Genomic DNA, 23,989 nt, shown 5'->3' with positions numbered 1-23,989 from the left:
AGTAATTAGTCGCTTGGACTCATCGAAGTGTGGATCTCGGTGCGAACTGCGAAACGGTTACGCCAGTGAGAACGTGCTGAAAGAGTAATTCCGCCGAGGATTACCGATAGAAGTGTTCCAACCAGAACAGCGATTCGTGAATGAGGTTCGTGCGGATCGGTGGTCGGGAAAGATAGCGTTGCAATCAGTAGTGACACCGTGAACCCAATTCCCGCAACAAGCGAAACCGGGATGATGTCAAGCATATTGATTCCCCGGCCCAACTTTAGCTTGAATACCTTGACCATAATGAATACGCCACCGCTGATTCCCAGCATCTTTCCGAGTGGCAGACCCAGATAGATACCTAGTGCAACTGGATCAACGAACATTTCTCCGAAGCCACCGGCGTCGACTACGTCCACACCGGCTGCGAAGAATGCGAAGATTGGAAGAATGAAACCTGCCGAATAGAATTCAATTTTTGAGGAAAAATGGCTGGTGAGTGATTCATGCTCAGCTTTGCGCTGGATTGCTGGAACCATCATTCCAAGTGCTACACCTGCAATAGTGGCATGGATACCTGAAAGGTGCATCAGGTACCAGGCAAGGATGCCGAGTGGCCATAAAATGTATGCCTTGGTGATGCGCTTTTGTACGAGCATGCCGAAGATACCGATCACTGCGATTGCTAGAACCAATGCAATAAAATTAAGACTACCGGCAAAGAATATGGCGATAAGGATAATACCGAGCAAATCGTCTACAACGGCTAGAGTCATAAGGAATGTACGGATCGAAGGCGGTAGCCCTTTCCCGAAAAGCCCTAAGACGGCGAGGGCGAAAGCAATGTCAGTTGCAACTGGAACGGCCCAGCCGCCAAAGTTATTTGAGCCGGTAGCCAATTGAATGAGCGTGTAAACGATGATTGGACCGATCATTCCACATACGGCAGCGAGGATTGGAACAAGGGCTCGTCGCACATCGCGTAGGGATCCAACCGTAAATTCTTGTTTGAGCTCAAGTCCTACGACAAAAAAGAAAATCGCCAGGAGACCGTCTGCTGCCCATTGCGCAATGGTGAGATCGAGGTGAATGGCTGAAAACCCGATGGTTGTTTCAGAAAGGGCTGTATAAGCGGAACGAACTGATTCAACCGGGAAGTTTGCCCAGATCAGAGCTATAACTGCTGCAAGAATGAGAACGAACCCGGCAAATGTTTCGCTGTGGAGAGCGCGTTTATATCGTCTAAAAAGACTCGGTTTCTTCGCCATTGATTCATCCTAGTTTCGTTTCGACTTCATCTTTCTTTATGGAATGGTAAAGCGCCGTTTAACATTTCCATACTCAAACTAGACTCAACTTTAGTAGCATTTCGGACTAAAGCCACAGATACGATAAAGAGTGAGACGAATTCCAAACGCGATCCGATTTTCTCAGATCGCAATTAATGAGTATGCTAGTACCCAGTGAGTTCTTCTATCGGCTCCGATGCCAGTGGTGTGACCGCTGTTGGAACTGGTAGAAATCACGCCCCCGTAGCCCAATCGGCAGAGGCGGCAGACTTAAAATCTGTACAGTGTGGGTTCGAGTCCCACCGGGGGCACTCTCTTAATCTTCGATTTCTCCTTCGAGAATCACTGAATCGCCGTCGATAATGTATTCGTTCGGTTTTTGGCTTGCACTTGGGCGCTTTTTCCTGCGCTGTGCAAAGCGGAAGATCTTCCACAGCACGAACGCCAATAGACCAAGCACCAAGATCACGAGTGCAGGCAAGAAAATCGCGATAAGTGATACCGTAAACGATGTCCCATCCTCAACTGTGGAGACGACGGGCGCTCCGATTCCGAGTGTGCCAACGTTGATTATTGGCCGGCTTACCATTTTTCCTGTGTGAACAATTGCTGCGGTGAGACCGCCCAAAACAACTCCAACCCAAGGATTATTCGTAAAGAATGAAGAGTTATTTTCATATTGCTGCGCGGCAGCTGTAGCAGCGAAGATGATGCCTCCAGTGGCAGGACGGATAGCTGTTCCAACGGCATCGTTCAAAGAATCAATAGCGGGGATTTTGTCTAAGACTATTTCGGAAAGTAAAAGCAAAGAAGCAATTCCGATCGCCCAAGGTGACTCAATCCATGTAAACGAAGCAGGAAGCGTGATTACGTCTGTGTAGCGTGATACTAGGGCTACGATCAAGAAAGGAATGTAGGCATTGAGTCCGGCTGCTGCTGAAAGTCCTGCTCCTGTAAGTGCTGCAAGCATGATTCCCCTTAGTTATTAGTTTCCAAAGAAAAAGATGAGGGTTGAGATTGCGAAGGTGAACGCGGAGATAAACGCCATGGCAAGCTCTACTAAGATGCCGAAACCGAGTGACTTTAGGGCAAGCCACGCTGAGGCGATGCCTTGGACGGTGTCTCCTTTACGGCGAGCTTCGGCTAGAAAAAGCCCTACAGAAAAGCCGATGAAAATACCGAGCACTGGAATTACGAAGAAGCCGATTGCTGCACCGAGGGCACCGAAAAGGATCGAGGAGTTTGGAACTTCTGCGGCCTTTAAGCGTCTACCCGTGAGTACGTAACTTGCAACGACTCCGATGGTACTGAAAACGGTGACGAGTCCGAACGTTATCCATCCGGTATTTCCGCCGATCACGAAGGCCCATACGAGGGTAGATAGCCAAATCAAGATTGTGCCGGGAAGAACTGGAACGATGATTCCCCAGATGCCGATGCCGTAAGCAATCACTACCAAGATGGTAGTGAGAAGATCTATTTCCATTGAAGCAACCTATCACGAGGATATTTGTGTTTTCTCGCTTGCGTGCTAAGGGCGTAACTGGTATCAAGCGGCATTGTGCTTGATTGAGTCGGAGGCGGGTAGTAGAGGTAAATCGAAGAATTAAATGTTGGGGGTGGAGTGGCGTTCTACCACTCCACCCCCAACGTAAGTTGACTTGCCTAAGTCGAAGCAATAAGTAATCCGATTAAATGTCGGACTTCTTGAAACGGATAATTCCTAAGACTAAGAAGAACAGTGGGTAGAGAAGAAATAGTGCAAATGCACCACCTTGACTGTATGGAACTGTGACAGACGGATCCACGATTTCGCCACTTGAGATTTTCATAATTGCATATTGACCAAGGTTAGATGGAAGGTAAAAGTTGAGTGTCTTTCGGAAGAAGTCCAGTGGAATGAGGGTCAACAGGCCAAGGAACTGCATCAGAACAACGCCGGCAGTGATTGCACCTGCAGTTGAGCGGAAGATATAGCCGAGTCCAACTCCCATGACAGACATTCCTACCAAGACGCCGATCATGGTGAGGAATGGGCGAACGTCGTCGGAAGTGAAGGTCACCGGCTGTTTGCTCAGAAGAAGAGTGGTTCCGGTCATGATTACCGTCAGCACGCTTGCAAGAAGGAAAGAGTAGACGACGACGGCGAATGCTTTAGCGAACAATGACCGCAAGCGTTGTGGGTCAGAAAGCGCTGTGGTCCGCATCGTATTATGTGCATATTCGGAGGTAACAGCACCTACTGAGATAACCAAGAAGAAGATCGAAGATAATCCCCATCCGCCAACAATCATTGAGGCATCTGGTGCAATGTCTGAGAAGTGCGCCACGGCACCGACTAGCCCAGCTGAAATGATAATTACGAGCAACGAGGTGATTTTTGTGAGCTTCGTAGTCCAGAGCTTATAGAACTCAGACTTGATTGAACCACCAAGCGTAACTTTCGAGGAAAGTGCCGTTTGCGAACGCTGGTAGGTCACCTGTGGCTGCGCGGATTTTTCTTGACTGAAAGTATTGACACTCATCTTAGTTTCCCATCTGCGTATAGTTCGGCTTCGTATCAACACGGTAGTCAACGTCGTCGTCCGTGAGCTCCATGAATACATCTTCGAGTGAGGAGTAAGTCTCAGTGAGCTCGTGAATCTCTACATTGTTTTCGTAGAGGAGGTGACCAATGCTCATACGGTCGCTTCCTGAAATCTCTAGATACCCAGTGGGGTAATGCTCCGCTGGTTGATTCATTAGGTAAGTAACATTGGCGGTGCGAAGCACGTTTTCAATCGCTAAAGCATCTGGGCCAGCAACTTTGATCTTTCGGTTCGACGCCGTTTCAGTAAAGTCACGAATCGGTCCCGAAGCAATCAGTTTCCCTCGGCCGATGATGACGAGGTCGTCGGCGGTAAGGGCCATCTCGCTCATGAGATGCGAGGACACCAGCACGGTACGTCCCTCAGCAGCGAAGTTTCGCATGAGCTGGCGAACCCAGCGTACACCGTCAGGATCCAAGCCGTTAACTGGTTCGTCAAGGATTAGTACTTCAGGGTCTCCAAGCAGAGCAACGGCGATTCCCAGGCGCTGACCCATACCAAGTGAAAACCCTTTGAGCTTCTTCTTGGCAACCGAATCAATTCCGGTAATCGTCAAAACTTCGTCCACGCGTGACTGTGGGATTCCATGGGTCTGGGCGACGATAGTGAGGTGTTGGCGCGCAGATCGACCCGGATGGAATGCCTTGCCATCAAGGAGTGATCCGACTTTCGAAAGAGGGGCTGAGAGTTTGGAATACTCAACTCCATCGAAAAGAGCGTGGCCGTTATTTGGGCTATCGAGACCAACCATGCACCGCATCGTCGTTGACTTTCCCGATCCGTTTGGTCCAAGAAATCCGGTGACCGCGCCGGAACGGACAGTGAAGGAAAGATCGTCTACCGCGCGCTTCTTTCCGTAAGACTTCGTAAGGTTTTCTACAGTAATCACTGAGTGCTCCTGAATTTGTTTGAGTGTGTCCGGGATCGGTTGTCCTTCACCTGTCCTTCACCGAGCGTGTTTTGATGGAAAAGATACTCCCGATTCCGTTCAGTTTTATCTTACGTGCTATGTTTACCGGGGAAATTCATTCCACAGGCTGATTTTTCGCGTATGGCCCCTCAGGGTTTACCCCTGAAGGGCCAGCAATACCAAGGATTTCTTGGACTTTTGTTCGCTCAAGGTGGAGGGGCGGTGGCTCGAGATTCTCTTCCCCTATCAGATAGAATGAAGCCAGAAGTCGAGGGCAGTACCTCGATCTATGTAGGAGGTTTACGTTGAGTAATCCAGTAATGGATCGGAATCCATATTTTAAGCAAACTGCGCAACGGCCAAATCAATTCCCAAATCAGTACGGTCAGACGCAATACGAAAATAACTATTCTGCACAGTATTCACCAGAAGGCTACGTAGAATCGCAGCCAAGCTACTCTCCATATGCGTCTTCAGATCGCATGACCTACGCTGACGCGATGAATAAGACGGCAATTCTGCTGGGTACCACTGTTTTTGCCGGAATCCTTACTATTCTATTCTTCCCAATGAATGCTATGCCGATGCTTGCTATTGGTGGCTCATTGGTTGCCTTTGGCGTGGGTATGTTCATTGCTTTCCAACGCATGGTCAAGCCAGGGGTTGCAATTGCTTATGCGGCGCTTGAAGGCGTGGCTTTGGGTGCTCTTACTGGGTATCTCGACTACTTCTTGCCAGGTGTTGCTCTCCAAGCAATTCTTGCTACGGCTGTGATTGTGGCTGTTACGCTTGGTTTGCACTACTCCGGTGCAATTCGTACGACGCCGCGCGGTCGCAAGATTGTTTTGATTGTTGCACTAGGTGGAATTCTTTTCGCTTTCATCAACATGGGACTCATGTTCTTTGCACATACTAATCTGCGTACTGATGTGTCGTTCGGTGGGATGCCACTTGGTGTGCTTATCGGTGTAGTCATGCTGTTCGTAGCCGCATACTTCCTCATTGCTGATTTCGAAGCAGTACAAGATGCAGTTAATAATGGCGCTCCAGCGGAATTTGCATGGACCTGTGCAATCGGTATCGTCATGACGATCCTGTGGATCTATGTAGAAGTTCTTCGCATCGTATCGATCCTTGCTGATCGATAATCAAACTTACTTTCTAGTAAGAATGCTAAGTGGGGCGGTTCTTTCGAACCGCCCCACTTATTTGATCAGTTTTGCTAAATCAGCGTGCATCAAGAATGTCCACTACGAACACCAAAACGTCGGTGCCTGAAATGCCGGCACGTGGGTTTCCGTTCTTGCCGTAGCCCTTAACTGGTGGAACCGAAATAAGTAGACGTGAGCCCACCTGCTTGCCAACAATCGCCTGATCCCATCCCTGGATAACCATTCCAACGCCAATTGGGAAGCGCGTTGGTTCACCGCGGAAGTAGGATGAGTCGAAGATGTCTCCAGCCCAGATTTGGCCGTGGTAGTTCACTTCAATTTCTTGCCCAGCGGCAACAACCGGACCAGTTCCCTCTTCGAGAACCTCAACGCGCAGTCCCTTAGGAGCTTCGACGTCTGCTGGGAAGGTGAGTTCTGGCGTTTCGCCAAACGAACCAGAAACACTTGGAAGAATCACGTTCATGCTAAAACCTTTCGTAGAATAGTCGTTCATAGTCTACTTGTAATTCGAACTAGTCGAGAAAATGACTGATGAGGAAACCGGCTCCAGTGGATTAACTCTGTGACAGTGGTCCAGTACCAGGCAGCGGACACGCCATTCCGGACTTGGTATGGCAGCGGTAGCCATCAGGGTTCTTGTAAAGATACTGCTGGTGGCCATCTTCCGCCGGATAGAATTGTGATTGTGCCGCGTCAATTACCTCTGTGACGATCTGCGCCTTGCCGCCTGAAGCACCCTTCAGTACCTGTTCGTATGTTGCGAGCATCTCCTTCGCAGTTGCGTACTGCTCCGGCGTCGTTGTGAAGATAGCCGAACGATACTGGGTTCCGACGTCGTTACCTTGGCGATTTAGCGTAGTTGGGTCGTGGCATTCGAAGAAGGTCTTGAGAATTTCAGCAGTGGAGATTTCGCTTTCGTTGTGAACAACGCGCACAGTTTCGGTGTGTCCAGTTTCCCCGGTGCATACTTCTTGGTATGTGGGGTTCGGTGTGAATCCACCCATGAAACCGACTGCAGTAGTGACGACGCCGGGTGTGTTCCAGTAAATTTCTTCCACGCCCCAGTAACAGCCTGCAGCTAGGAATATTTCTGCTTCGCCCGCATCGGGATTTTTGAGGATATCCGAGCCAAGAACAAGATGCTTTCCCGGATTTGGCAGGATCAGTGTCGATCGGCCGGGCAGCGCGTTGTTGGGTGAAACCATGGTGGGTTCAGGACGGAAAATAAACATTTGCGCTCCTCAGATAGTTAATTGGATATTTAAAGTGTGCCTGAAAAACAGCTGCGGGCGTATTCCTGGATAAGGAATCCGCCCGCAGCTGAGAATAGCTGTAAAAATTACAGTGTTTCGATCTTCAACACCTCAACGGTGAATTCTTTTCCGTTTGGTGCCACGTAAGAAGTCTTATCGCCTACCTTGAGCCCCATGATTGCTGATCCTAGTGGAGCTGATTCTGGGTAAACGTCGATATCGAGATCGGCTGCAGCTTCACGTGAACCGAGCAAGAAGTGCTTTTCGTTATCATTTACTTTTGCGGTAATAACCAAGCCTGGTGCAACGGTGTCGAGTGAGGTTGGTGCTTCACCAACCTCTGCATGCTCAAGAAGGTAGGTGAGTTCTTGGATGCGCCCTTCCATCTTAGATTGCTCTTCACGTGCAGCTTGGTATCCACCATTTTCGCGAAGGTCACCTTCCGAGCGAGCTGCTTCGATGCGCTCAGCAATTTCAGTGCGTCCGGTGGTCTTGAGCGTCTCAAGCTCAGCAGACAGGCGATCAAAACTTTCTTGTGAAAGCCATGTTGTATCAGCCATGTGAGTTCTCCTACTTCATTAATTGCGATAGTTATCTTCGGCGACGGTAATTTGTGTTATTCGATTTTTGCTCGGTTTATCCGAATTTTCTTCGACGCCGAATCTAACAAAACGTGCCCGAAGGCACGTGGTGTATCAAAGGGATACCTTACCATCAAGGTTAAGTGTGAACAAAGTATCAGCTCGGAGTGGATTTTTTAGACATTAAGATGGTTTCGTGGCTTGTTTCTCATCCCACACTGCTAAATCTATTAAAAATTCAACTATCCTGTTAGAATAGAGCCAATTCACTGCGAAAGGGACATATGCTTACCGACGAACGGCGACTCATGGCGATCCATGCTCACCCTGATGATGAATCATCTAAGGGGGCAGGGATGATGGCAAAATATGCAACCACTGGGCGCGTTCGAGTCGTAACTATGACCGGTGGAGAGCGCGGTGATATTTTGAACCCGAATCTCTTGCATCTGGCAGAAGAAATTATGGCAAATATTTCTGATGTTCGACGTGCAGAGATGCATGCAGCTGCTGATGCTCTGGGGATTGAGCATACGTGGTTAGGGTTTGTTGACTCGGGTCTGCCAGAAGGTGATCCACTCCCGCCACTTCCTGAAGGCAGCTTCGCTGCAATTGATCTCGACGAGCCAGTACGGCGCTTGGTTCGTGAGATTAGGGAATTTCGGCCACAAGTAGTTACCACATATGACGAAAACGGTGGTTACCCACACCCAGACCACATTCGTACCCATGAAGTGACAATGGCTGCTGTGGCAGCGGCGTCGAACCCTGACCAATATCCAGACGAAGGCGAACCTTGGCGAGTGCTCAAGGTTTACTACGACGTATCCTTTAGCTTGCCTCGTCTCACAGAACTCCACAATGCCATGGTTGATAGAGGCGTAGAGAGCCCCTTTGGTGGTTGGATTGAGCGCCGCAAAGATACCCCAGCTAAGAAGGTCGATGCGCGTGTTCGTGTAGATAAGTACTTCCCTCAGCGAGATGCAGCACTTCGAGCTCACGCAACACAGATTGACCCAAATGGATTTTTCTTTGCAACGCCACGTGACCTCGAAGCGGAAACTTGGCCTTGGGAAGAATTTACCTTGGCGATTTCGCATGTAGGGAAGGTAGCGGATGTTGAAGCTGATCTCTTTGCGCGAATTCCTGGAGTTGAGCCGCTCATCTAAACTCGCCAAAGTCCTGTGAGAGCTGGAGATTGCGAAATCCCGATAATTTGGCGGTAAGGCCCGCATATTCTGTTCGGGCCAACAACCACTACTTATCCTTCTTTTTCTTCTTGCCGTCTTTCTTTGATTTCTTAGATTTTTTATCCTTCTTTGGATCTTTCTTCTTGGCTTTCTTTTCGTCCTTAGAAGCGTCCTGGCCGGTGGTTCTGCCCGTTGGCGCTTCTCCGTCCTGCACCTCTTGCGGATCGTGCGTCTCTTTTGGTTTGGGTGACTCTGTAAGTTCAGTGAGTGACGTGGTAGGGGAGCTATCGATAGTGGCGACCTCGTCGTCGAAACTTTCGATTGCCTGAGCCGCTTCCTTAACGACGACGTCGCGCAGTTCGTTAACCTCCAATGTTTCGCTCTCAGTCATGGTCTCTTGGAGGCGGCGGTACTGAACGTCCTCAACCCAGCGCGGTTTTGGCCATTCAAGGTCAAAATCGATAAGAGCTTGGGTGAGCAGTTCGGTGACTGCGAGGCGTGCATACCATTTGTGATCTGCAGGAATAATGTGCCAAGGAGCCCATTGTGTTGAAGTTTCGATGAAAACGTCTTGGTAGGCTTGCTGATATTCGTCCCACTTTAGACGGGTATCAATGTCGTTTGGATTGTATTTCCATTTCTTATCAGGGCGAACAATTCGCTCAGCTAGGCGCCTGCCCTGTTCTTCATGTGAAACCATCAGCGCAACCTTGATAATGGTGACGCCGTTTTCTGTGAGTTTCTTTTCGAAGCGATTGATTTCGCCGTAGCGCTTTCGCCACGTAGGCTCATCCACGATTTTCTCAACGCGTTGAACAAGTACATCTTCGTAATGGGAACGGTCGAAAAGTCCGATTTTTCCAGGCTTTGGTAGCGCACGGCGGATTCGCCAAAGGAAGTGATGCGATGCTTCTTCCTTTGTAGGTACGCCGAACGAGGCGAGCGAAATCCCCTGTGGATCGACGAGCCCGAGCACATGACGGGCAATGCCACCTTTTCCGGCGGTGTCTAGGCCTTGAACCACTAGGAGAACGGAACGTTGATCACCGAACTTGCCTGCGGCAAAGAATCGTTCTTGTAGCTCAGAAAGCACATTGCCGCGGCTCTCGAGGAATTCTTCGGCCGCTACTTTCCCTTCGTCCCAGCCGGGAGTGGAAGCGTGATCAAAGTTAGCGAGGTCAAAATCTGTACTTACGCGCAATGTTTCATTAGGGGATTGTACCCATCCTTTGCCTGGTTGGGTGGACGTTACTTTCGATTCCCGTGTTGCATCCTTGTGGTTCTTAGATGATTTCTTCGCCATGGAAGCTCCCTTCGTTAGGGAAAAACTATCACAACGAGTTGAGCCTTACATCACAAGTTCTATTTGCCGAGTTCAGTTGGTAGAAGGACCATGCACTTGGAATTGAGTGACTGGGGAAGTGCGAGCAGTATTCAACAGTGCGTCAGATGTTGTTGAACTGGTCGCTAAACTGAGCGCAACTGCTTACCAGACGGTGCTTAATGCAAACCACACCGCGATTGCGTGGCAGGCATAGCCAATGACCGTTCCCAGATGGAAGAACTCATGGAATCCGAAAGAGAGCGGCCATGGATTCGGCCAGCGGAAAGCGTAGCAGATTGCACCGATCGTGTAGGCGAGGCCACCAGCAAGTAATAACCAGACGATTGCTGGTCCGCCATTGTTCCAGAAATCTGGGAGAAACCAGACGGCTACCCAGCCGAGCAAGATATAAAGCAACACATAAAGCCAGCGCGGTGCATTGATCCAGAAGATATGCATAAAGATGCCTAGGATTGCACCAATCCAAACAATCGAGAGCACAAGCTGCGCGCGCGCCGTTGCCAGTAACATTACCGAAAGTGGTGTGTAGGTACCGGCGATCAGCAAGAAAATGTTGGCGTGATCCATGCGTCGCAAGATTGCCTTGGTACGTGGAGTCCAGTTACCGATGTGATAGCAGGCAGAGACGCCGAATAGGGCGAGCGCAGCGAGTCCGTAAACAACGAAAGACCACGTAACTGAGGAAGTCGGTGCGAAACAGAGAAGAACGATCGAGTTGGCGACCGCAAGCGGAGTAGTGAAGAGGTGAATCCAGCCGCGTGCCTTAGTCTTTGGCATATTATCGTTTCGACTCATGACACTCCTACGCGCTCAGAAATGGGAACCTATAAAAACCATGGTTCACCAGTACTTCTAACACTACATGAGCGGAGTACGATGTTTACATTAATCGAGCAAGGTATGCTGGAATACATCACGAGGAAAATCGCGAGGAGGCCGAATGCGAATTCCCAACTTTCTTTATGCGCTTTACGAGCGAAGTTTGCGGAATCGGTTGCCGGCTACCCAAGTTCCACATCACGTGGGAATTATCCTTGATGGAAACCGGCGCTGGGCCAAAGCCCTCGGTGTAGCAGCATCGAGTGGGCATCGCCGCGGCGCCGATCACGTAAGCGAGGTCTTGGGCTGGTGCGAGGAAACCGGGATTGGGATCGTCACTTTGTGGATGCTTTCCACGGATAACCTAACGCGAGCAAAAGATGAGCTCAACGAGCTCCTAGATATTATCGTTGGGCTTGTTGAGAGCTTGGCTGAAACGAAACGCTGGAAGCTCCGCGTGATCGGTGATATGAGTCTTCTTCCCAGTGATGCTGCCGCGCGTATTCTTCACGCCGCTGAGCGTAGTGCGGAAGTTGAAGGCATGACTGTTAATGTGGCGATTGGTTATGGCGGACGCCAGGAGATTATGCAGGCTATGCGAGACTACCTGCTCGAATGTGAAGCAAATGGGGTAACACTCGGTGAAGTGGCGGACAGCCTCACCACCGCAGATATTACAAACCATATGTACACGCGTGGGCAACCAGATCCTGACTTGATTATCAGGACTTCAGGCGAGCAACGCATGAGTGGCTTTATGCTCTGGCAGACCGTCCATACAGAATTCTTTTTCTGTGAAACATACTGGCCAGATTTCCGCCGAACCGACTTTCTTCGCGCGTTGCGTGACTACTCGCAACGTGAGCGACGCCGGGGTAAGTAAATATAAAACGCCAGCGCATAAATTAGCCTGATAAGAGGCAACATGAACTTTGCGCACCACTAAGCAGCAGCCCCACGTATCCATTTAGCCCACACATGTAGATCCAGCCCCACGCACTACAGAAGTCTGGGTTAAAGGACAAAAGGGAACGACGCCGAAACGAAATTTTCGCATCGACGTCGTTCTTTGTGTTGAAAGGAAAACCTTCTTTCGAAGGCAAACCCTAGTTAAAGGGTAACTCAGAGCCCCTCAAGGGAGTACTTTTCAGATTGTGCGGAAATCTCTGCGCGGTTCGGCGGGTTTGCTCCACGACGGGTAACGGTGATGCTGGCTGCTGTGGCGGCATAGTAACCGAGGGTCGTGAGCATCGTCTTGGAAAGGCCGCGAATCGCGTCAACCTCTTCGCGACCAATCACCGACAGCCTACCCAAGCCGTCAATAAGTGCAGACATCAGCGAATCACCTGCGCCGACGGTATCGACGACCTCAACTGAAATCGCTGGGATCGTTACTTGGTGATTCTTGGTGTAAAGGTGAAGACCAGCGCTTCCGTCGGTGATAACAACCAGTGAAACACCTGCATCGAGTACCTTATCTACAGCAACGTCGAGGTCAAAATCCTCGTAGAGGAATTCGAGATCTTCCTTGCTTGCCTTGAATACATCAACGAGGTCAAGGAAAGATTCGACTTCTTCGCGCAACTTCGAAGCTGGCCCGACGACGTCAAGGCGCACGTTTGGATCGTAGGAAATCGTTGACTTGGGGCGGTAGAACTTGATCCACTCGCGCACGGCCTTGGCTCCCGGCTCAAGATGGGCGCCGATTGAACCGATGTGAACTAAGCGGGGTGCGCCATCGAGCAGGTCAGCACGCTCACGCTCATCGGTTGGTGGCATCGGATAATCGGAATGAAGTTCGAATGTGTAGTTCGCCGATCCGTCAGCACCGAGGTGTGCCTGGGCAAGAGAGGTTGGGTCCGCCGTCACTGATCCTGCCACCAAATGTACGCGATCAGCAGCGCAGTGCTCAACGATGGAATCTCCTGCGGCGTCGTCACCAATACGGGTGAGAAGGGACGTATCTCGACCTAAGCGAGCTAAACCGATGGCTACATTCATAGGCGAACCACCTGGGCGGCGATCAAGTTCTTCGCCGTCCTGGTTGTAGAAAATATCGATGAGGGATTCACCGATTACGAGGATCGTCATTAGTTGTTCTCCGAATCTCGTGAAAATTCTGCCTCTTCAGCAGCTGATTGAGTGTCACGTGTTAATGCTTGGGTACGAGCTAAACGCTGTCGTGCACCGTTGAGCCAGGCTTCGCACCTGCGTGCGAGGGCTTCCCCGAGCTCCCACAAAGTAAGTGATTCCTCCAGCGGAATATTTCCCTGCTCAAGTCGGGCGACGATGTCAACAAGCTTCGATCGTGCTTCTTCATAGGATAGAGAAGCGACTTTCTTATCAAGTTCTTCTGGGGAATGGAGCACAGGTGCAGTGGCATCAATACTGCTATTCGGCGATGTATTTGATTTCTGATCAGTCATCTTGCCTCTCCATTCCTAATAGTTGGCTTTTCATTTTCGGTAACCACAACGCGGATCGTGCCATCTGCAAGCCTGGCTTCAAGCTCAATCGGCGGGGGAGCGTCCGATACTGATCGAACGATTGACCCATTGGGTTGTAAAAGAATAGTGTAGCCGCGATTTAAAGTAGATTGTGGGGATAAAGTCCGCAAACGTGCAAGATCGGCATCTAAATCCGCACGTTTTTTCGTGATACCGCGCTCAAAATAAATCCGCGATAGTCGCAAGAGATTCTCAAGGTCCTCGCCTCGCGCATCGATGGAACGCATCGGCTGAGTGAAAACCGGACTACTTCGCAGTTGGTGTACTTGGTCAAAAGCGTTGGCGAGCCGTGTATCGATATTCATGCGACCACGTCGTATGGCTTCACGTAGGCCGTTTCGTTCTTCGATGACGTCGGGCACAATTCGCCTAGCTGCATCCGTTGGAGTCGAAGCGCGAAAATCGGCAACGTAATCGAGGATCGGATTATCAGTTTCGTGCCCAATTGCAGAGATGATTGGGGTGTGAGTTGCTGCGACTGCACGCACCAACCTTTCGTCGGAGAAAGGCAATAGGTCTTCCACGGAACCGCCACCGCGGGCGAAAACTATAACATCGACGTCGGGAATCGAATCAAGCTCGCTCAGCGCAGGAATCATTGCTTCAACTGAGCCGTTGCCTTGCACTTGTACTTCCCGGATTTCGAAGGACACTTCGGGCCACCTCGCGGAAGCGTTGACGACGACGTCGTGCTTAGCTTTCGTATTTCGGCCACAGATTAAACCGATTCGGCGCGGAAGGAAAGGAAGTGGCTGCTTCCGACTGTCAGCGAAGAGACCTTCGGAAGCGAGCTGCTGCTTGAGACGTTCGATTCGGGCAAGGATATCGCCTATTCCTACGGTGCGGACTTCGTCGGCGTGAAGGGTGAGTGAGCCGGAGCCCACCCAGAAATCGGGTTTTGCGCAGACCACGACGCGCGATCCTTGCTGGATCTCGGCAGGAAGATTATGAGAAAAGATTTTGACGTTGATGGATACTTTTTCTTCGAGATCAGCCAAGGTGAAATATTGGAGCTTGGCATTCGGGCGCCGTACCAACGTAATAACTTCGCCTTCCACCCAAAGCCGAGACATCTTCTGGACGTATTGTGCAATCTTTGCGGAGAGTAGGCGCAGTGGCCAAGGCTGGTCTGGAGTGGTTTGCGCAGCGAGTTGTGGGAGGTTTGTAGGAACGTCTGATTGATGATTACTTGTGCTTTGGTGACTGTTTGTGTGTGCGGAGTCTGAGTGTGCTGAGCCACTGGTGGTGCGGGCGTGTGATTGGCCCGCGTGTACTGAGCCACTAACTGAACTTGAGTGCGCCGAGCGGTCGGGTGAAGAGGTTGCAGAAGTTGGAGAGGAAAATGTTGCCACACTTTAGTTTTGCATGTAAGAGCTGGTTTGTGCAGTCGAAATAATCACTTTGAGAGAATGCTCGGATTCCTGTGAGTGAAGGTGCTGGGGGATTTGATTATACTTGTGGCTATAAATGCCGATGCCTATGCAAAGACGAAATGAGGGCCCTGTGCCGCACCAGCCAAATAACGCCACTTCTGATCTAGACATGAAGAATTCTGAAGTCATGCCGGATCCAACTGTGTCTTTGGCGGGTGCATCTGCCTTCCCAGCAGATGTTCCGTCTAAACCGTCTGCCGAGGGTAAAAAGATTTTGCTTGCTACTCCGCGTGGGTACTGTGCTGGAGTGGATCGTGCTGTTGACGCTGTTGAGAAAGCGTTGGATCTCTACGGCGCGCCGGTGTATGTGCGTAAGGAAATCGTTCACAACAAGTTTGTTGTTGAGACGCTTACCGAGCGTGGAGCGATTTTCGTCCACGATACCGACGACGTTCCTGAAGGCGCACGAGTAGTATTTTCGGCTCATGGTGTTTCCCCGGAGGTCCATGAGCAAGCAGCTAGACGCCAACTCATGACGATCGATGCTACGTGCCCGCTGGTCACAAAAGTTCATAAACAGGCGGTGCGGTTCGCGGATGAAGACTTCGATATTTTGTTGATTGGTCACGAGGGGCATGAAGAAGTTGAGGGTACGCAGGGTGAGGCACCTGACCATATTCAAGTTGTGAATGGTCCTGAAGACGTTGCGACTGTTCAGGTTCGTGATCCGGATCGGGTGGTTTGGATTTCACAGACGACGCTTTCTGTGGATGAGACGATGAAGACGGTTGAGTTACTTCGCAAGCGTTTTCCGAATCTGATTGATCCACCTTCGGACGATATTTGTTATGCGACGCAGAATCGCCAGGGCGCTGTGAAGGTGATGGCACCTATGGCTGATGTTGTGATCGTGGTTGGTTCGGCTAATTCGTCTAATTCGGTGCGTTTGGTAGAGGTTGCGCTTGAGTCTGGCGCTGGTGCTGCTTATCGAGTTGATAAGGCGAGCGAAGTTCAGCGTGAGTGGTTCACGGGTGCAAAGACGGTTGGTGTAACTTCAGGGGCATCTGTCCCAGAGATTTTGGTTCGCGATGTGGTTACGGTTTTGAAGGATGCTGGTTTCACCGAGGTTGAGAATGTGGCAACCGCACAAGAAGACGTTCGTTTCTCTTTGCCAAAGAATCTGCGTGCTGATTTGAAGGCAACTGGCGCTGAAGTTGATCGCCCGCATAAAGCGCGAGATAAGAACGCTAATATCTCCAATGCCCGCGCCAACAAGTCCATCTAAGAATTTCGAGGAGAATCGGGTGGATATGACAGAGCAGACTGGTTCGCCGGTTGAGTATCAATCTGGTTCGCCGGAGCAATATCAAGGGGTTTTAACTTCCCCGCTTGATGCACTTGACGGCGTAATTCTCGATACACCGATTGATCCTGTTTTCGATGGTGATCCGTTTGATACCAAGATGGACGGTGCCTTGTTGGTTTCGGAGCTCATGAGCATGGGCGATCCGGAAGTAGCAGTTGGGATGCAACGTTACATGCGTGATCAGTTTATGTTCCTAGGTGTAAAGACGCCGGAGCGTAAAGCGATTTCGAAACCATTCTTTAAGGTGGCACGTAAGGATCCGCACGCTGACTGGAGCTTTATTTCGATGTGTTGGGCATTGCCTCAGCGCGAGTTTCAATACGTGGCAGCTGATTATCTGCGCGAGGTTAAGCATCTGTTGGGTGCGGAAGATTTGCCACGGATTAAGACTTTGGTGGAGGCGAAATCGTGGTGGGATACGGTTGATGCGCTCGATCGTACGGTTGGGGAGATCGTTGTTCGTAACCCTAGCGAAAAGGAAACTATGCTGGCGTGGGCTCAGGATTCTAATTTCTGGACTCGGCGAATCGCAATCGATCACCAGCTACTGCTTCGTGGTGAAACCGACGTTGATTTGCTCGAAGAAATTATCGTGCTGAACTTGCCTGATTCGGAGTTCGGTGGTGAATTTTTTATCCAAAAAGCAATCGGTTGGTCACTTCGGGAGTTCTCCAAAACTAATCCAAGCTGGGTTCGTGACTTCTTGGATCGTCACCCAGTCGCGGCGCTGACGCGCCGCGAGGCCAGCAAGTATCTGTAATTGCGTAAGTCCAAGTATCTATACCTGGCGTAAATCTTTAGCTGGTTCGGAGCGTTAGCCAGCGCTAATCTTTAGTCGGTCTATTTTTGATTAGTCGGTCTATTTTTGAGGTTCCTCCTCTTCTAATAGAGGCTGTGGAAGCCGAACTGCTGAACTTGAATCGGTCAATCGTGCTGGTGGTGGGGCTACTTCTAGGGTTTTGGTGTCGAGTGAATTGAATTTACGGGCGGTTACAAGGACTCGGGATTCTAGCGAAGCGATAGCTTTGTTATAGCTATCAACCGAGCTGCCCAAGGATTTTCCAAGGGTGCCAAGATGCTTCACAACTGTATTGAGTCGTTCGACTAGGGTTCTTCCAAGATCTACGATTTCTCGTGCTTCTTCCGAAGCGGCTGCGGAGGACCACACCGAAGCAACTGCACGTAGCAATGCTAAAAGAGAGCTTGGGGACGCCGGCACAACGCCTGACCTCAAAGAGTTTTCTAAGAGTGCGGCGTCGGTATTCAGTGCCTCGGCAAGCAGACCTTCTGATGGAAGGAACATGACTGTGATCTGGGGAGAGTCAGGAAAATCCCCTGGGTAGTTGCGTTTAATGAGGGCTTGAATATGGTTAGAGACTGCCTTCGAGTGCCTGGTTAAAAGCTCGTCGCGTTTCTGGGCTCCAGCCAAATCCGAGGTATCGATTTCTTGGGCGTTTAGGAAGGCATCCATCGGCGTCTTCGCATCGATGGCGATGTGGCCGCCACCTGGGAGATGAATAATTGCGTCTGGGCGCAAACGTGACGCACCGCCGTCGGCATTTGAAGCGGATCGAGACGCGAATTGGGCCGACGCAGTTTGGACGTCGAAATCGACGCGCTCAAGCATTCCAGCGGCTTCGATAATCCGTCGAAGCTGCACTTCGCCCCAGTTACCGCGGGCGGAGGTAGAGCGCAGAGCGGCATTCAAGGAAGCTGTGGTGTGGGAGAGTTCCGCTTGCACCCGCGCGTCGTTCTGAAGTTGAGTCAAAATCTGGGTGTTGTGAGTAAGCGTGCGTTGGTCAAGGCGTTGCACTTGTTGGTTGACGTTATCCAGTTGCTTAACAATCGGAGAGAGAACCTGCAGAACCGAAGAATCTTCCCCGAAACGATCAATTAATTCAGTGTTTTCCGATTCCAGGCGTTCGAGCTTTCCGGTAGTTATGAGCAACTGTTCTCGAGTAGAACGAAGCTGTTCGGTACTCAAATTTAGTTGTTCAAGAGCGCGCCCGCGAGCATAGATGTATCCAAAAGAGGCACCAAGCAAGAGTGCAAGAACCACAATAATCATCAAAACTGCAATGTTGATCGTCATGGTTTCAGTCTAGGGGAGAGCTCCTGCCAAAAACGGATGCCAATTCTTAGGGCAGTCATCTTACCGGTGGGTGATGGAAGTTGGACTAATGTTCCAACAGATCTGATGCGATATGGGTTGGTTCGTGGTGAGATTATTGGAGTTACTGGATATATATCCGGATAATGCAAAAACTTCACCACCAACCGCGATGCAATACGACGATCCCTTGTGAAAACCTACAAGGCATCGCCCATAATTACCGCGCGAGCCTTGATCCCAACTAGACTGTTCGTGTGGCTTTAACAATTGGAATCGCAGGACTGCCGAACGTAGGCAAATCAACTCTCTTTAACGCACTCACTCGTGCAACCGTGCTCGCGGCGAATTACCCGTTCGCAACGATTGAGCCGAACGTGGGAATCGTGCCGCTCCCAGACGAGCGCCTTAACAAGCTTGCCGATATTTTCGGTAGCCAGAAGATCATCCCGGCGACGGTGTCGTTTGTTGATATTGCAGGTATCGTGCGTGGCGCGTCTGAAGGCGAAGGCCTAGGAAACCAGTTCCTTGCGAATATTCGCGAAGCCGATGCGATTTGCCAGGTAACCCGTGCTTTTGCCGATCCAGACGTGACACACGTGGATGGACGAGTCGATCCGGCATCGGACATCGAAACGATCACCACGGAACTTGTGCTTGCGGATATCCAGACGCTCGAAAAGCAGCTCCCGCGTTTGCAGAAGGAGCTCACGGGCAAGAAGATCGACAAGGAAGTGGTGGAGACGGCGCAGGCGGCGCTCGCGATTCTTGAGCAGGGCAAGACGCTGTCGTCTGCCGGTGGCGACCTTGACCAGGATATTCTCAAGTCGTTCCAGCTCATGACGTCCAAGCCTTTCATTTACGTTTTTAATACCGACGACGACGGGCTGGCGGACAAAGACATGCAGGCGAAGTTGCGTGAGCTTGTTGCGCCCGCAGAAGCGATTTTCTTGGACGCTAAGTTTGAATCTGAGCTAGTTGAGCTGGAAGAAGACGAAGCGCGTGAGATGCTGCTTGAGTCGGGTCAGGAAGAATCTGGGCTTGATCAGTTGGCGCGCGTTGGTTTCGAGACGCTTGGGTTGCAGTCGTATTTGACGGCTGGTCCTAAGGAAGCGCGTGCGTGGACGATTCGTAAGGGCTGGACTGCGCCGCAGGCGGCGGGCGTGATTCATACCGATTTTGAGCGAGGCTTCATCAAAGCTGAGGTTGTTTCGTTCGAGGATTTGGTTGAGTTTGGGTCGATTGCCGAGGCGCGTGCGCACGGAAAGTTGCGTATGGAGGGCAAGGATTACGTAATGCACGACGGCGACGTGGTCGAGTTCAGGTTTAACGTGTAGGTTCTTGCGCTTGGTGCTAATGTCTCTGACTGTGAACGCTAAACTAAACTCGCGTTGATTCCAGTTATTACCATTCACGTATCGTGCAGAGAACGCGTATGCCCTGGTAGAGGTGTTTCGCTCTGCGTGGTACTGGGTTGTCTCTATATTCAAGTGCAAATCGGTGTGTGTCACTAGAGGATGTTGACTTAGCTGTGCGGAACGCTCTTCGTAGAGGGTGCGGATTGTAGTGGTTGAAATTAGTGGATGTGTTGTTGGATTTTCAGACCTCGCTTATGATGCTCTACTTTGACATACACACTGGCCTTTAGCTCGCAGTATACGTGGATCAATTTTGACGCATATGCATGCAAATTCTTTAAGGGTATTTGAGAAAGATGATTTCTGTGTATAAAAGATTCTGGGTCGTACGCAAGACCGTTAGATGGAGTCTAATGCGTCGACCCAGAAAGATATTCAGTTGCTATATAAAAGCGTCTACTTAACTGACACTGAAACTGGTTTCGAGAACCAACCACCAGATATCTCTATCGAAACAATATTTGCATCGGCAGGAATATCAAAATACAAGGTGCCTTCTGCGGTAATTCCCGGATTGATTTTGTCTAAAATAGGGGAGGCACCATTGACTGCGCCGTAGATTGAAGCATCAGAAGAGTAACTGTATTCGCGTCCTTGGTCATCCTTGAGCTTGAAATTGTCAGCGAAGAAGTAGGTTGCTTCTTTTCCATTATTTGTGGCTTTCACGTCGACTGGTTGAAAAGTTCCTTTTGCCTGGGCTTTTGCAAACTCATTTCCAACAGCAGGTACTTTGTTGCCTAATTTAACAATTGTGAAGGACCAATCTTTGACGGTTACTGCGTCACCAACTTTTGCGTTGGCATTCTTGTCCTTTTGAGATTCTTTGGAATCAGCCGTCGATTTCTGTTCAGCCGTCGATTTCTGTTCGGTCGAAGATTTCTGTTCAGCAACGGTAGTGCTCGTAGTTGAGGGTTTTGAAGCATTCTTGCTTCCTCCACCTAGCGATTGCCCAAAGCCTGCGATTATTAGGACGATTAATACCCAGAACCACCATTTCTTGAAAATTGGTTTTTTGGCTTTCCCATTAGGTGTGGGTTGATTCATCGGGGGGGGGGAGTAGTCATTGTTTTCTCCTAGTAGTTGCAGATAAGTGCGTAAAACGTTGTTATTTTACATGCAAATAAAGGATAACATTTGCGTCCAACTTTCAAGAATTTTCAATTTCGTTATCTTCAGGAATTTTTCAGCTCCTGATTCAATTGTTGCGCTTGCCTGCGACTCATCACTCATAGCTTCCGCTGCCACCTCATCATTTTTGTTGTTGGGCTCATATCAGTTGTGATCCTGGGAAGTCTAGTCACCAATTACATGGGAGGCATTACAATGTAATCAGTCCTTAAATCTAGTTGCGTTTGTGGTGCTTTCACGGTCAGTGAACAGGCAGTGATTACCCTTAAAATTGATTCGTCGCGAGGCGTATGCTTGTGGCATGTATTACAGCAATGGCAATTATGAAGCCTTTGCCCGCCCGCGAAAGCCCGCCGGCATAGACGATAAACATGCATATCTAGTGGGAGCCGGACTCGCGTCTTTGGCAGCTGCAGCCTTTTTGGTCCGCGATGCTCAGATGCCCGGAAACCACATCACAGTCCTTGAAGCAGGAGCGCTCCCTGGGGGCGCATGCGATGGCATCGAAGATCCCAATAAGGGTTTTATGATCCGTGGTGGTCGCGAGATGGAAAACCATTTTGAGTGCCTCTGGGACTTGTTCCGTTCAATTCCGTCACTTGAAACTCCGGATGCCAGTGTGCTCGATGAGTTTTATTGGCTTAACAAAGATGATCCTAACTACTCGCTCATGCGTGCTACGCAGGACCGTGGAGCTGATGGTCATACAGACGGAAAATTTACATTAAGTTCAAAAGCTCAAAAAGAACTCATGAAGCTTTTCTTCACGCGCAATGAAGATCTTTATGACAAGCCGATGACGGACTACCTTTCCAAGGACTTTTTCGAGTCCAACTTCTGGCTTTACTGGCAGACCATGTTTGCTTTTGAAACCTGGCATTCTGCTTTGGAAATGAAGCTTTATCTGCAACGATTTATCCATCATATTGGTGGGTTGCCGGACTTTAGTGCGCTCAAGTTTACGAAGTACAACCAGTATGAATCACTTATCATGCCACTGGTTGAATACCTCAAGAGCAATGGTGTGAAATTCCAATACAACACTCGCGTTACCAATGTGCAGTTTGATCTGACTGCAAGCAAAAAGGTTGCTCGACGTATCGACTGGGTTCGAGACGGAGAAGCCGGCGGTTTGGACATCAATGAAAACGACTTAGTGTTTGTTACCAACGGATCGTGTGTTGAAAACTCCGCTTGGGGGGATCATCATACTGCACCAAAGTACGATACCAAGATTCGTGAAGGTAGCGTCTGGCAACTGTGGCGTAACATCGCCAAGCAGGACCCAACATTTGGTCATCCCGATAAATATTGCACAACTCCCGAACTTACTAAATGGGAATCTGCTTCGCTCACAACTCTTGATGATCGGGTGCTTCCTTATATCGAGAAGATCTGCAAGAGAGATCCGCTCAGTGGACGTGTAGTGACGGGTGGTATCGTTACAGTTCGAGATTCATCATGGCTAATGTCATGGACGATCAATCGCCAGCCACATTTTAAGAGCCAGCCGGAGGATAAGGCAGTCGTATGGATTTACGGTCTGTTCTTGGATAAGCCTGGTGATTATGTAAAGAAAACTATGGCTGAATGCACGGGCGAAGAAATTGCGCAAGAGTGGCTATATCACTTGGGTGTACCTGTCGATCGAATTGATGATTTGGCTGCTAATTCGGTGGTCTGCTTGCCGTGTATGATGCCTTTCATTACTTCGTTCTTCTTGCCGCGCACTTTAGGCGATCGCCCTTATGTAGTGCCGCCACATGTTAAGAACTTTGCGTTCTTGGGGCAGTTCGCTGAAACAACTCGGGATACGATTTTCACTACCGAGTATTCCGTCCGCACTGCAATGGAAGCTGTGTATCAACTTTGCGACGTCGATAGAGGAGTCCCCGAAGTATGGGGTTCGGTTTATGACGTTCGTGATCTATTGGATGCAACTGTAAAGATGCGTGATGGAAAGAAACTCCCTGTCCCAGGATTCTTGCGGCGAAAACTGCAGCGCAACGTCGTCGGTCAGCTCCTTGACCGGTACGGTGTTATCTAAAATCGATAAATAAGAAGACGGCGACTCGGGATTTAGCCCTCGATTCGCCGTCTTCGTCTTAAATACGTGTTTTGTAGCTGTTATTGTGAAAGAGTGGAGATTTAAACGTGAATAGCTCCACGTGCACAGTGCCCACACCAACCTGCTCCAAACAGCATCACGACAGCAATTATTAGGCTTTGTGGCGGAGCAAACTTTGATATCACCATCGAAATTTGCATGCAGGAAATAGCAAATAGGATCCAAAAACTGAAAGAGAGAGCGACTGTTCCTGACACAACGTAGTTGCCATTCCAGATTGCGGCGCTGATCAGTGTTGTAGGGATAACAATCGCTAGATCTAGGTATTTGATTAGCCAGAATAATGCTGGATCGGCAATATATTCTTCGGGAGGATTAGTTTTCAGGGCCCAGATTTGGCTTATCCACAAGAGAAGGAATATTCCACCAATAATTGCTAGTGTGATTCGATTAGTCTTGCTCGCGGTAATATCGCATGAATTTACTAGTTCGCTTATTCGTGTTGCGGCATGGAAAATAGCTCCAACTGAAATAATAACAAATAGCCCGAACCAGCTTTCGGCATTTCCGTTGTAATATCGGTAATCTTGCCCAAAAACAACAGTGATCATCGTATAGAGCAAATATAATGCTGCACCGATGCTAAAAAGTTCCGCCGTAGGCGAGCGATGCCCAGTGGCAGTATAGAGCAACGTAAATGCTGCAATAAAGGTCACTACTTCGCCACCGACGTACTGCACATTTGCTCCGGTAGAGACGCTATAGCGGATTATCCCGAGCATCAACGGACCACAAATCACGGCAACAATTGCGGCAGTTGCGGCAATAGTGCCTGGTAAAACTCTGAGGATCTGAATATTGTCCATTTTGGTCGATTTTCCTAAGGT

The 23,989-nt window shown here is 49.8% G+C and carries 23 protein-coding genes and 1 tRNA gene; 8 read left to right on the top strand and 16 right to left on the bottom strand.

What is annotated here, in order from left to right:
* Positions 1-5: 5 nt before the first annotated feature.
* Positions 6-1,253, bottom strand: a complete 1,248-nt coding sequence (gene nhaA, locus EIH22_RS02400; protein WP_124054214.1) for a Na+/H+ antiporter NhaA — start codon at positions 1,251-1,253, stop codon at positions 6-8.
* A 258-nt stretch (positions 1,254-1,511) separates the two neighbouring features.
* On the opposite strand from nhaA, the gene EIH22_RS02395 reads away from it, so the two are divergent.
* Positions 1,512-1,585: transfer RNA gene (locus tag EIH22_RS02395), tRNA-Leu, on the top strand.
* A 5-nt stretch (positions 1,586-1,590) separates the two neighbouring features.
* On the opposite strand, the gene EIH22_RS02390 is transcribed toward EIH22_RS02395, so the two are convergent.
* The 4 genes from EIH22_RS02390 to EIH22_RS02375 all read right to left on the bottom strand — a co-directional run bounded on the left by EIH22_RS02390 (position 1,591) and on the right by EIH22_RS02375 (position 4,751).
* Positions 1,591-2,244: a DUF4126 domain-containing protein gene (locus EIH22_RS02390; RefSeq protein WP_124054213.1), complete on the bottom strand. Its 654-nt coding sequence runs from the start codon at positions 2,242-2,244 to the stop codon at positions 1,591-1,593.
* A gap of 15 nt (positions 2,245-2,259) precedes the next feature.
* Complete coding sequence (locus EIH22_RS02385) at positions 2,260-2,760, bottom strand: DUF456 domain-containing protein (protein ID WP_124054212.1); 501 nt, start codon at positions 2,758-2,760, stop codon at positions 2,260-2,262.
* 205 nt (positions 2,761-2,965) lie between these two features.
* Complete coding sequence (locus EIH22_RS02380; RefSeq protein ID WP_160149005.1) at positions 2,966-3,799, bottom strand: ABC transporter permease subunit; 834 nt, start codon at positions 3,797-3,799, stop codon at positions 2,966-2,968.
* A gap of 1 nt (position 3,800) precedes the next feature.
* Positions 3,801-4,751, bottom strand: coding sequence for an ABC transporter ATP-binding protein (locus EIH22_RS02375; RefSeq protein ID WP_124054210.1), 951 nt, complete (start codon positions 4,749-4,751; stop codon positions 3,801-3,803).
* 326 nt (positions 4,752-5,077) lie between these two features.
* Here EIH22_RS02375 and EIH22_RS02370 point away from each other — a divergent pair, with 326 nt between their 5' ends.
* Complete coding sequence (locus tag EIH22_RS02370; protein WP_124054209.1) at positions 5,078-5,920, top strand: Bax inhibitor-1/YccA family protein; 843 nt, start codon at positions 5,078-5,080, stop codon at positions 5,918-5,920.
* A gap of 79 nt (positions 5,921-5,999) precedes the next feature.
* Here EIH22_RS02370 and EIH22_RS02365 read toward each other — a convergent pair whose 3' ends face one another.
* From EIH22_RS02365 to greA, 3 genes are all read right to left on the bottom strand, one after another.
* The gene (locus EIH22_RS02365) at positions 6,000-6,407 is read right to left on the bottom strand and encodes an FKBP-type peptidyl-prolyl cis-trans isomerase (RefSeq protein WP_124054208.1); all 408 of its coding nucleotides are present in this window, start codon (positions 6,405-6,407) and stop codon (positions 6,000-6,002) included.
* Between the two features lie 91 nt (positions 6,408-6,498).
* Complete coding sequence (gene msrA, locus EIH22_RS02360) at positions 6,499-7,176, bottom strand: peptide-methionine (S)-S-oxide reductase MsrA (RefSeq protein ID WP_124054207.1); 678 nt, start codon at positions 7,174-7,176, stop codon at positions 6,499-6,501.
* A gap of 107 nt (positions 7,177-7,283) precedes the next feature.
* Positions 7,284-7,757: a transcription elongation factor GreA gene (gene greA, locus EIH22_RS02355; protein WP_124054206.1), complete on the bottom strand. Its 474-nt coding sequence runs from the start codon at positions 7,755-7,757 to the stop codon at positions 7,284-7,286.
* Between the two features lie 305 nt (positions 7,758-8,062).
* Here greA and mca point away from each other — a divergent pair, with 305 nt between their 5' ends.
* Positions 8,063-8,947, top strand: a complete 885-nt coding sequence (gene mca / locus EIH22_RS02350) for a mycothiol conjugate amidase Mca (RefSeq protein ID WP_124054205.1) — start codon at positions 8,063-8,065, stop codon at positions 8,945-8,947.
* Between the two features lie 88 nt (positions 8,948-9,035).
* Here mca and EIH22_RS02345 read toward each other — a convergent pair whose 3' ends face one another.
* Together EIH22_RS02345 and trhA are read right to left on the bottom strand one after the other, a co-directional pair.
* Entirely contained in the window at positions 9,036-10,271 is a 1,236-nt protein-coding gene (locus tag EIH22_RS02345) for a PPK2 family polyphosphate kinase (RefSeq protein ID WP_124054204.1), read from the bottom strand.
* 183 nt (positions 10,272-10,454) lie between these two features.
* Positions 10,455-11,108: a PAQR family membrane homeostasis protein TrhA gene (trhA, locus tag EIH22_RS02340; RefSeq protein WP_124054203.1), complete on the bottom strand. Its 654-nt coding sequence runs from the start codon at positions 11,106-11,108 to the stop codon at positions 10,455-10,457.
* Between the two features lie 145 nt (positions 11,109-11,253).
* Between trhA and EIH22_RS02335 the strand changes: the two genes are divergently transcribed.
* Entirely contained in the window at positions 11,254-12,015 is a 762-nt protein-coding gene (locus EIH22_RS02335; protein WP_124054202.1) for an isoprenyl transferase, read from the top strand.
* Between the two features lie 239 nt (positions 12,016-12,254).
* Here EIH22_RS02335 and EIH22_RS02330 read toward each other — a convergent pair whose 3' ends face one another.
* From EIH22_RS02330 to xseA, 3 genes are read right to left on the bottom strand one after another with little or no spacing between them, the layout of a single operon-like run.
* A complete protein-coding gene (locus EIH22_RS02330) occupies positions 12,255-13,223 on the bottom strand; it encodes a carbohydrate kinase family protein (RefSeq protein WP_124054201.1) in 969 nt (322 codons plus the stop codon).
* Positions 13,223-13,558 (bottom strand): exodeoxyribonuclease VII small subunit, encoded by a 336-nt coding sequence (locus EIH22_RS02325; protein WP_124054200.1) that lies wholly within the window; start codon positions 13,556-13,558, stop codon positions 13,223-13,225. Before EIH22_RS02325 ends, EIH22_RS02330 begins: the two co-directional genes overlap by 1 nt.
* The gene (xseA, locus tag EIH22_RS02320; protein WP_124054199.1) at positions 13,555-14,991 is read right to left on the bottom strand and encodes an exodeoxyribonuclease VII large subunit; all 1,437 of its coding nucleotides are present in this window, start codon (positions 14,989-14,991) and stop codon (positions 13,555-13,557) included. Before xseA ends, EIH22_RS02325 begins: the two co-directional genes overlap by 4 nt.
* Positions 14,992-15,199: 208 nt before the next feature.
* On the opposite strand from xseA, the gene EIH22_RS02315 reads away from it, so the two are divergent.
* Both EIH22_RS02315 and EIH22_RS02310 read left to right on the top strand, forming a co-directional pair.
* Positions 15,200-16,297 (top strand): 4-hydroxy-3-methylbut-2-enyl diphosphate reductase, encoded by a 1,098-nt coding sequence (locus tag EIH22_RS02315; RefSeq protein ID WP_124054695.1) that lies wholly within the window; start codon positions 15,200-15,202, stop codon positions 16,295-16,297.
* A gap of 25 nt (positions 16,298-16,322) precedes the next feature.
* Positions 16,323-17,138, top strand: a complete 816-nt coding sequence (locus EIH22_RS02310) for a DNA alkylation repair protein (RefSeq protein ID WP_200829146.1) — start codon at positions 16,323-16,325, stop codon at positions 17,136-17,138.
* 99 nt (positions 17,139-17,237) lie between these two features.
* On the opposite strand, the gene EIH22_RS02305 is transcribed toward EIH22_RS02310, so the two are convergent.
* Positions 17,238-18,470: a DNA recombination protein RmuC gene (locus EIH22_RS02305; RefSeq protein WP_124054198.1), complete on the bottom strand. Its 1,233-nt coding sequence runs from the start codon at positions 18,468-18,470 to the stop codon at positions 17,238-17,240.
* Between the two features lie 275 nt (positions 18,471-18,745).
* On the opposite strand from EIH22_RS02305, the gene ychF reads away from it, so the two are divergent.
* Positions 18,746-19,825 carry a redox-regulated ATPase YchF gene (gene ychF / locus EIH22_RS02300; protein ID WP_124054197.1) on the top strand — a complete coding sequence of 360 codons (1,080 nt, stop codon included), beginning with the start codon at positions 18,746-18,748 and terminating at the stop codon, positions 19,823-19,825.
* A gap of 477 nt (positions 19,826-20,302) precedes the next feature.
* Here the strand turns inward: ychF and EIH22_RS02295 are convergent, their stop codons facing one another.
* The gene (locus tag EIH22_RS02295) at positions 20,303-20,950 is read right to left on the bottom strand and encodes a DUF4352 domain-containing protein (protein ID WP_124054196.1); all 648 of its coding nucleotides are present in this window, start codon (positions 20,948-20,950) and stop codon (positions 20,303-20,305) included.
* A 385-nt stretch (positions 20,951-21,335) separates the two neighbouring features.
* Between EIH22_RS02295 and EIH22_RS02290 the strand changes: the two genes are divergently transcribed.
* Positions 21,336-23,081, top strand: coding sequence for an oleate hydratase (locus EIH22_RS02290; RefSeq protein WP_124054195.1), 1,746 nt, complete (start codon positions 21,336-21,338; stop codon positions 23,079-23,081).
* A gap of 101 nt (positions 23,082-23,182) precedes the next feature.
* On the opposite strand, the gene EIH22_RS02285 is transcribed toward EIH22_RS02290, so the two are convergent.
* The gene (locus tag EIH22_RS02285) at positions 23,183-23,968 is read right to left on the bottom strand and encodes a hypothetical protein (RefSeq protein ID WP_124054194.1); all 786 of its coding nucleotides are present in this window, start codon (positions 23,966-23,968) and stop codon (positions 23,183-23,185) included.
* Positions 23,969-23,989: the final 21 nt, after the last annotated feature.

It is taken from the genome of Arcanobacterium ihumii (assembly GCF_900604515.1).
Classification (GTDB): Bacteria; Actinomycetota; Actinomycetes; order Actinomycetales; family Actinomycetaceae; genus Arcanobacterium_A; species Arcanobacterium_A ihumii.
Note: the sequence above shows the minus strand (reverse complement) of the source record. Positions and strands in the feature narration are given on the sequence as shown.

Excerpts from the sequence above, each read along its gene's own strand:
- EIH22_RS02295 (WP_124054196.1), bottom strand. The coding sequence starts at position 20,950 with ATGAATCAACCCACACCTAATGGGAAAGCCAAAAAACCAATTTTCAAG.
- EIH22_RS02335 (WP_124054202.1), top strand. The coding sequence starts at position 11,254 with ATGCGAATTCCCAACTTTCTTTATGCGCTTTACGAGCGAAGTTTGCGG.
- EIH22_RS02305 (WP_124054198.1), bottom strand. The coding sequence starts at position 18,470 with ATGACGATCAACATTGCAGTTTTGATGATTATTGTGGTTCTTGCACTC.
- EIH22_RS02310 (WP_200829146.1), top strand. The coding sequence starts at position 16,323 with ATGACAGAGCAGACTGGTTCGCCGGTTGAGTATCAATCTGGTTCGCCG.
- nhaA (WP_124054214.1), bottom strand. The coding sequence starts at position 1,253 with ATGGCGAAGAAACCGAGTCTTTTTAGACGATATAAACGCGCTCTCCAC.
- EIH22_RS02380 (WP_160149005.1), bottom strand. The coding sequence starts at position 3,799 with ATGAGTGTCAATACTTTCAGTCAAGAAAAATCCGCGCAGCCACAGGTG.
- EIH22_RS02330 (WP_124054201.1), bottom strand. The coding sequence starts at position 13,223 with ATGACGATCCTCGTAATCGGTGAATCCCTCATCGATATTTTCTACAAC.
- EIH22_RS02345 (WP_124054204.1), bottom strand. The coding sequence starts at position 10,271 with ATGGCGAAGAAATCATCTAAGAACCACAAGGATGCAACACGGGAATCG.
- EIH22_RS02290 (WP_124054195.1), top strand. The coding sequence starts at position 21,336 with ATGTATTACAGCAATGGCAATTATGAAGCCTTTGCCCGCCCGCGAAAG.
- EIH22_RS02315 (WP_124054695.1), top strand. The coding sequence starts at position 15,200 with ATGCCGGATCCAACTGTGTCTTTGGCGGGTGCATCTGCCTTCCCAGCA.
- greA (WP_124054206.1), bottom strand. The coding sequence starts at position 7,757 with ATGGCTGATACAACATGGCTTTCACAAGAAAGTTTTGATCGCCTGTCT.
- trhA (WP_124054203.1), bottom strand. The coding sequence starts at position 11,108 with ATGAGTCGAAACGATAATATGCCAAAGACTAAGGCACGCGGCTGGATT.
- msrA (WP_124054207.1), bottom strand. The coding sequence starts at position 7,176 with ATGTTTATTTTCCGTCCTGAACCCACCATGGTTTCACCCAACAACGCG.
- EIH22_RS02390 (WP_124054213.1), bottom strand. The coding sequence starts at position 2,244 with ATGCTTGCAGCACTTACAGGAGCAGGACTTTCAGCAGCAGCCGGACTC.
- mca (WP_124054205.1), top strand. The coding sequence starts at position 8,063 with ATGCTTACCGACGAACGGCGACTCATGGCGATCCATGCTCACCCTGAT.
- EIH22_RS02285 (WP_124054194.1), bottom strand. The coding sequence starts at position 23,968 with ATGGACAATATTCAGATCCTCAGAGTTTTACCAGGCACTATTGCCGCA.
- EIH22_RS02365 (WP_124054208.1), bottom strand. The coding sequence starts at position 6,407 with ATGAACGTGATTCTTCCAAGTGTTTCTGGTTCGTTTGGCGAAACGCCA.
- EIH22_RS02325 (WP_124054200.1), bottom strand. The coding sequence starts at position 13,558 with ATGACTGATCAGAAATCAAATACATCGCCGAATAGCAGTATTGATGCC.
- EIH22_RS02385 (WP_124054212.1), bottom strand. The coding sequence starts at position 2,760 with ATGGAAATAGATCTTCTCACTACCATCTTGGTAGTGATTGCTTACGGC.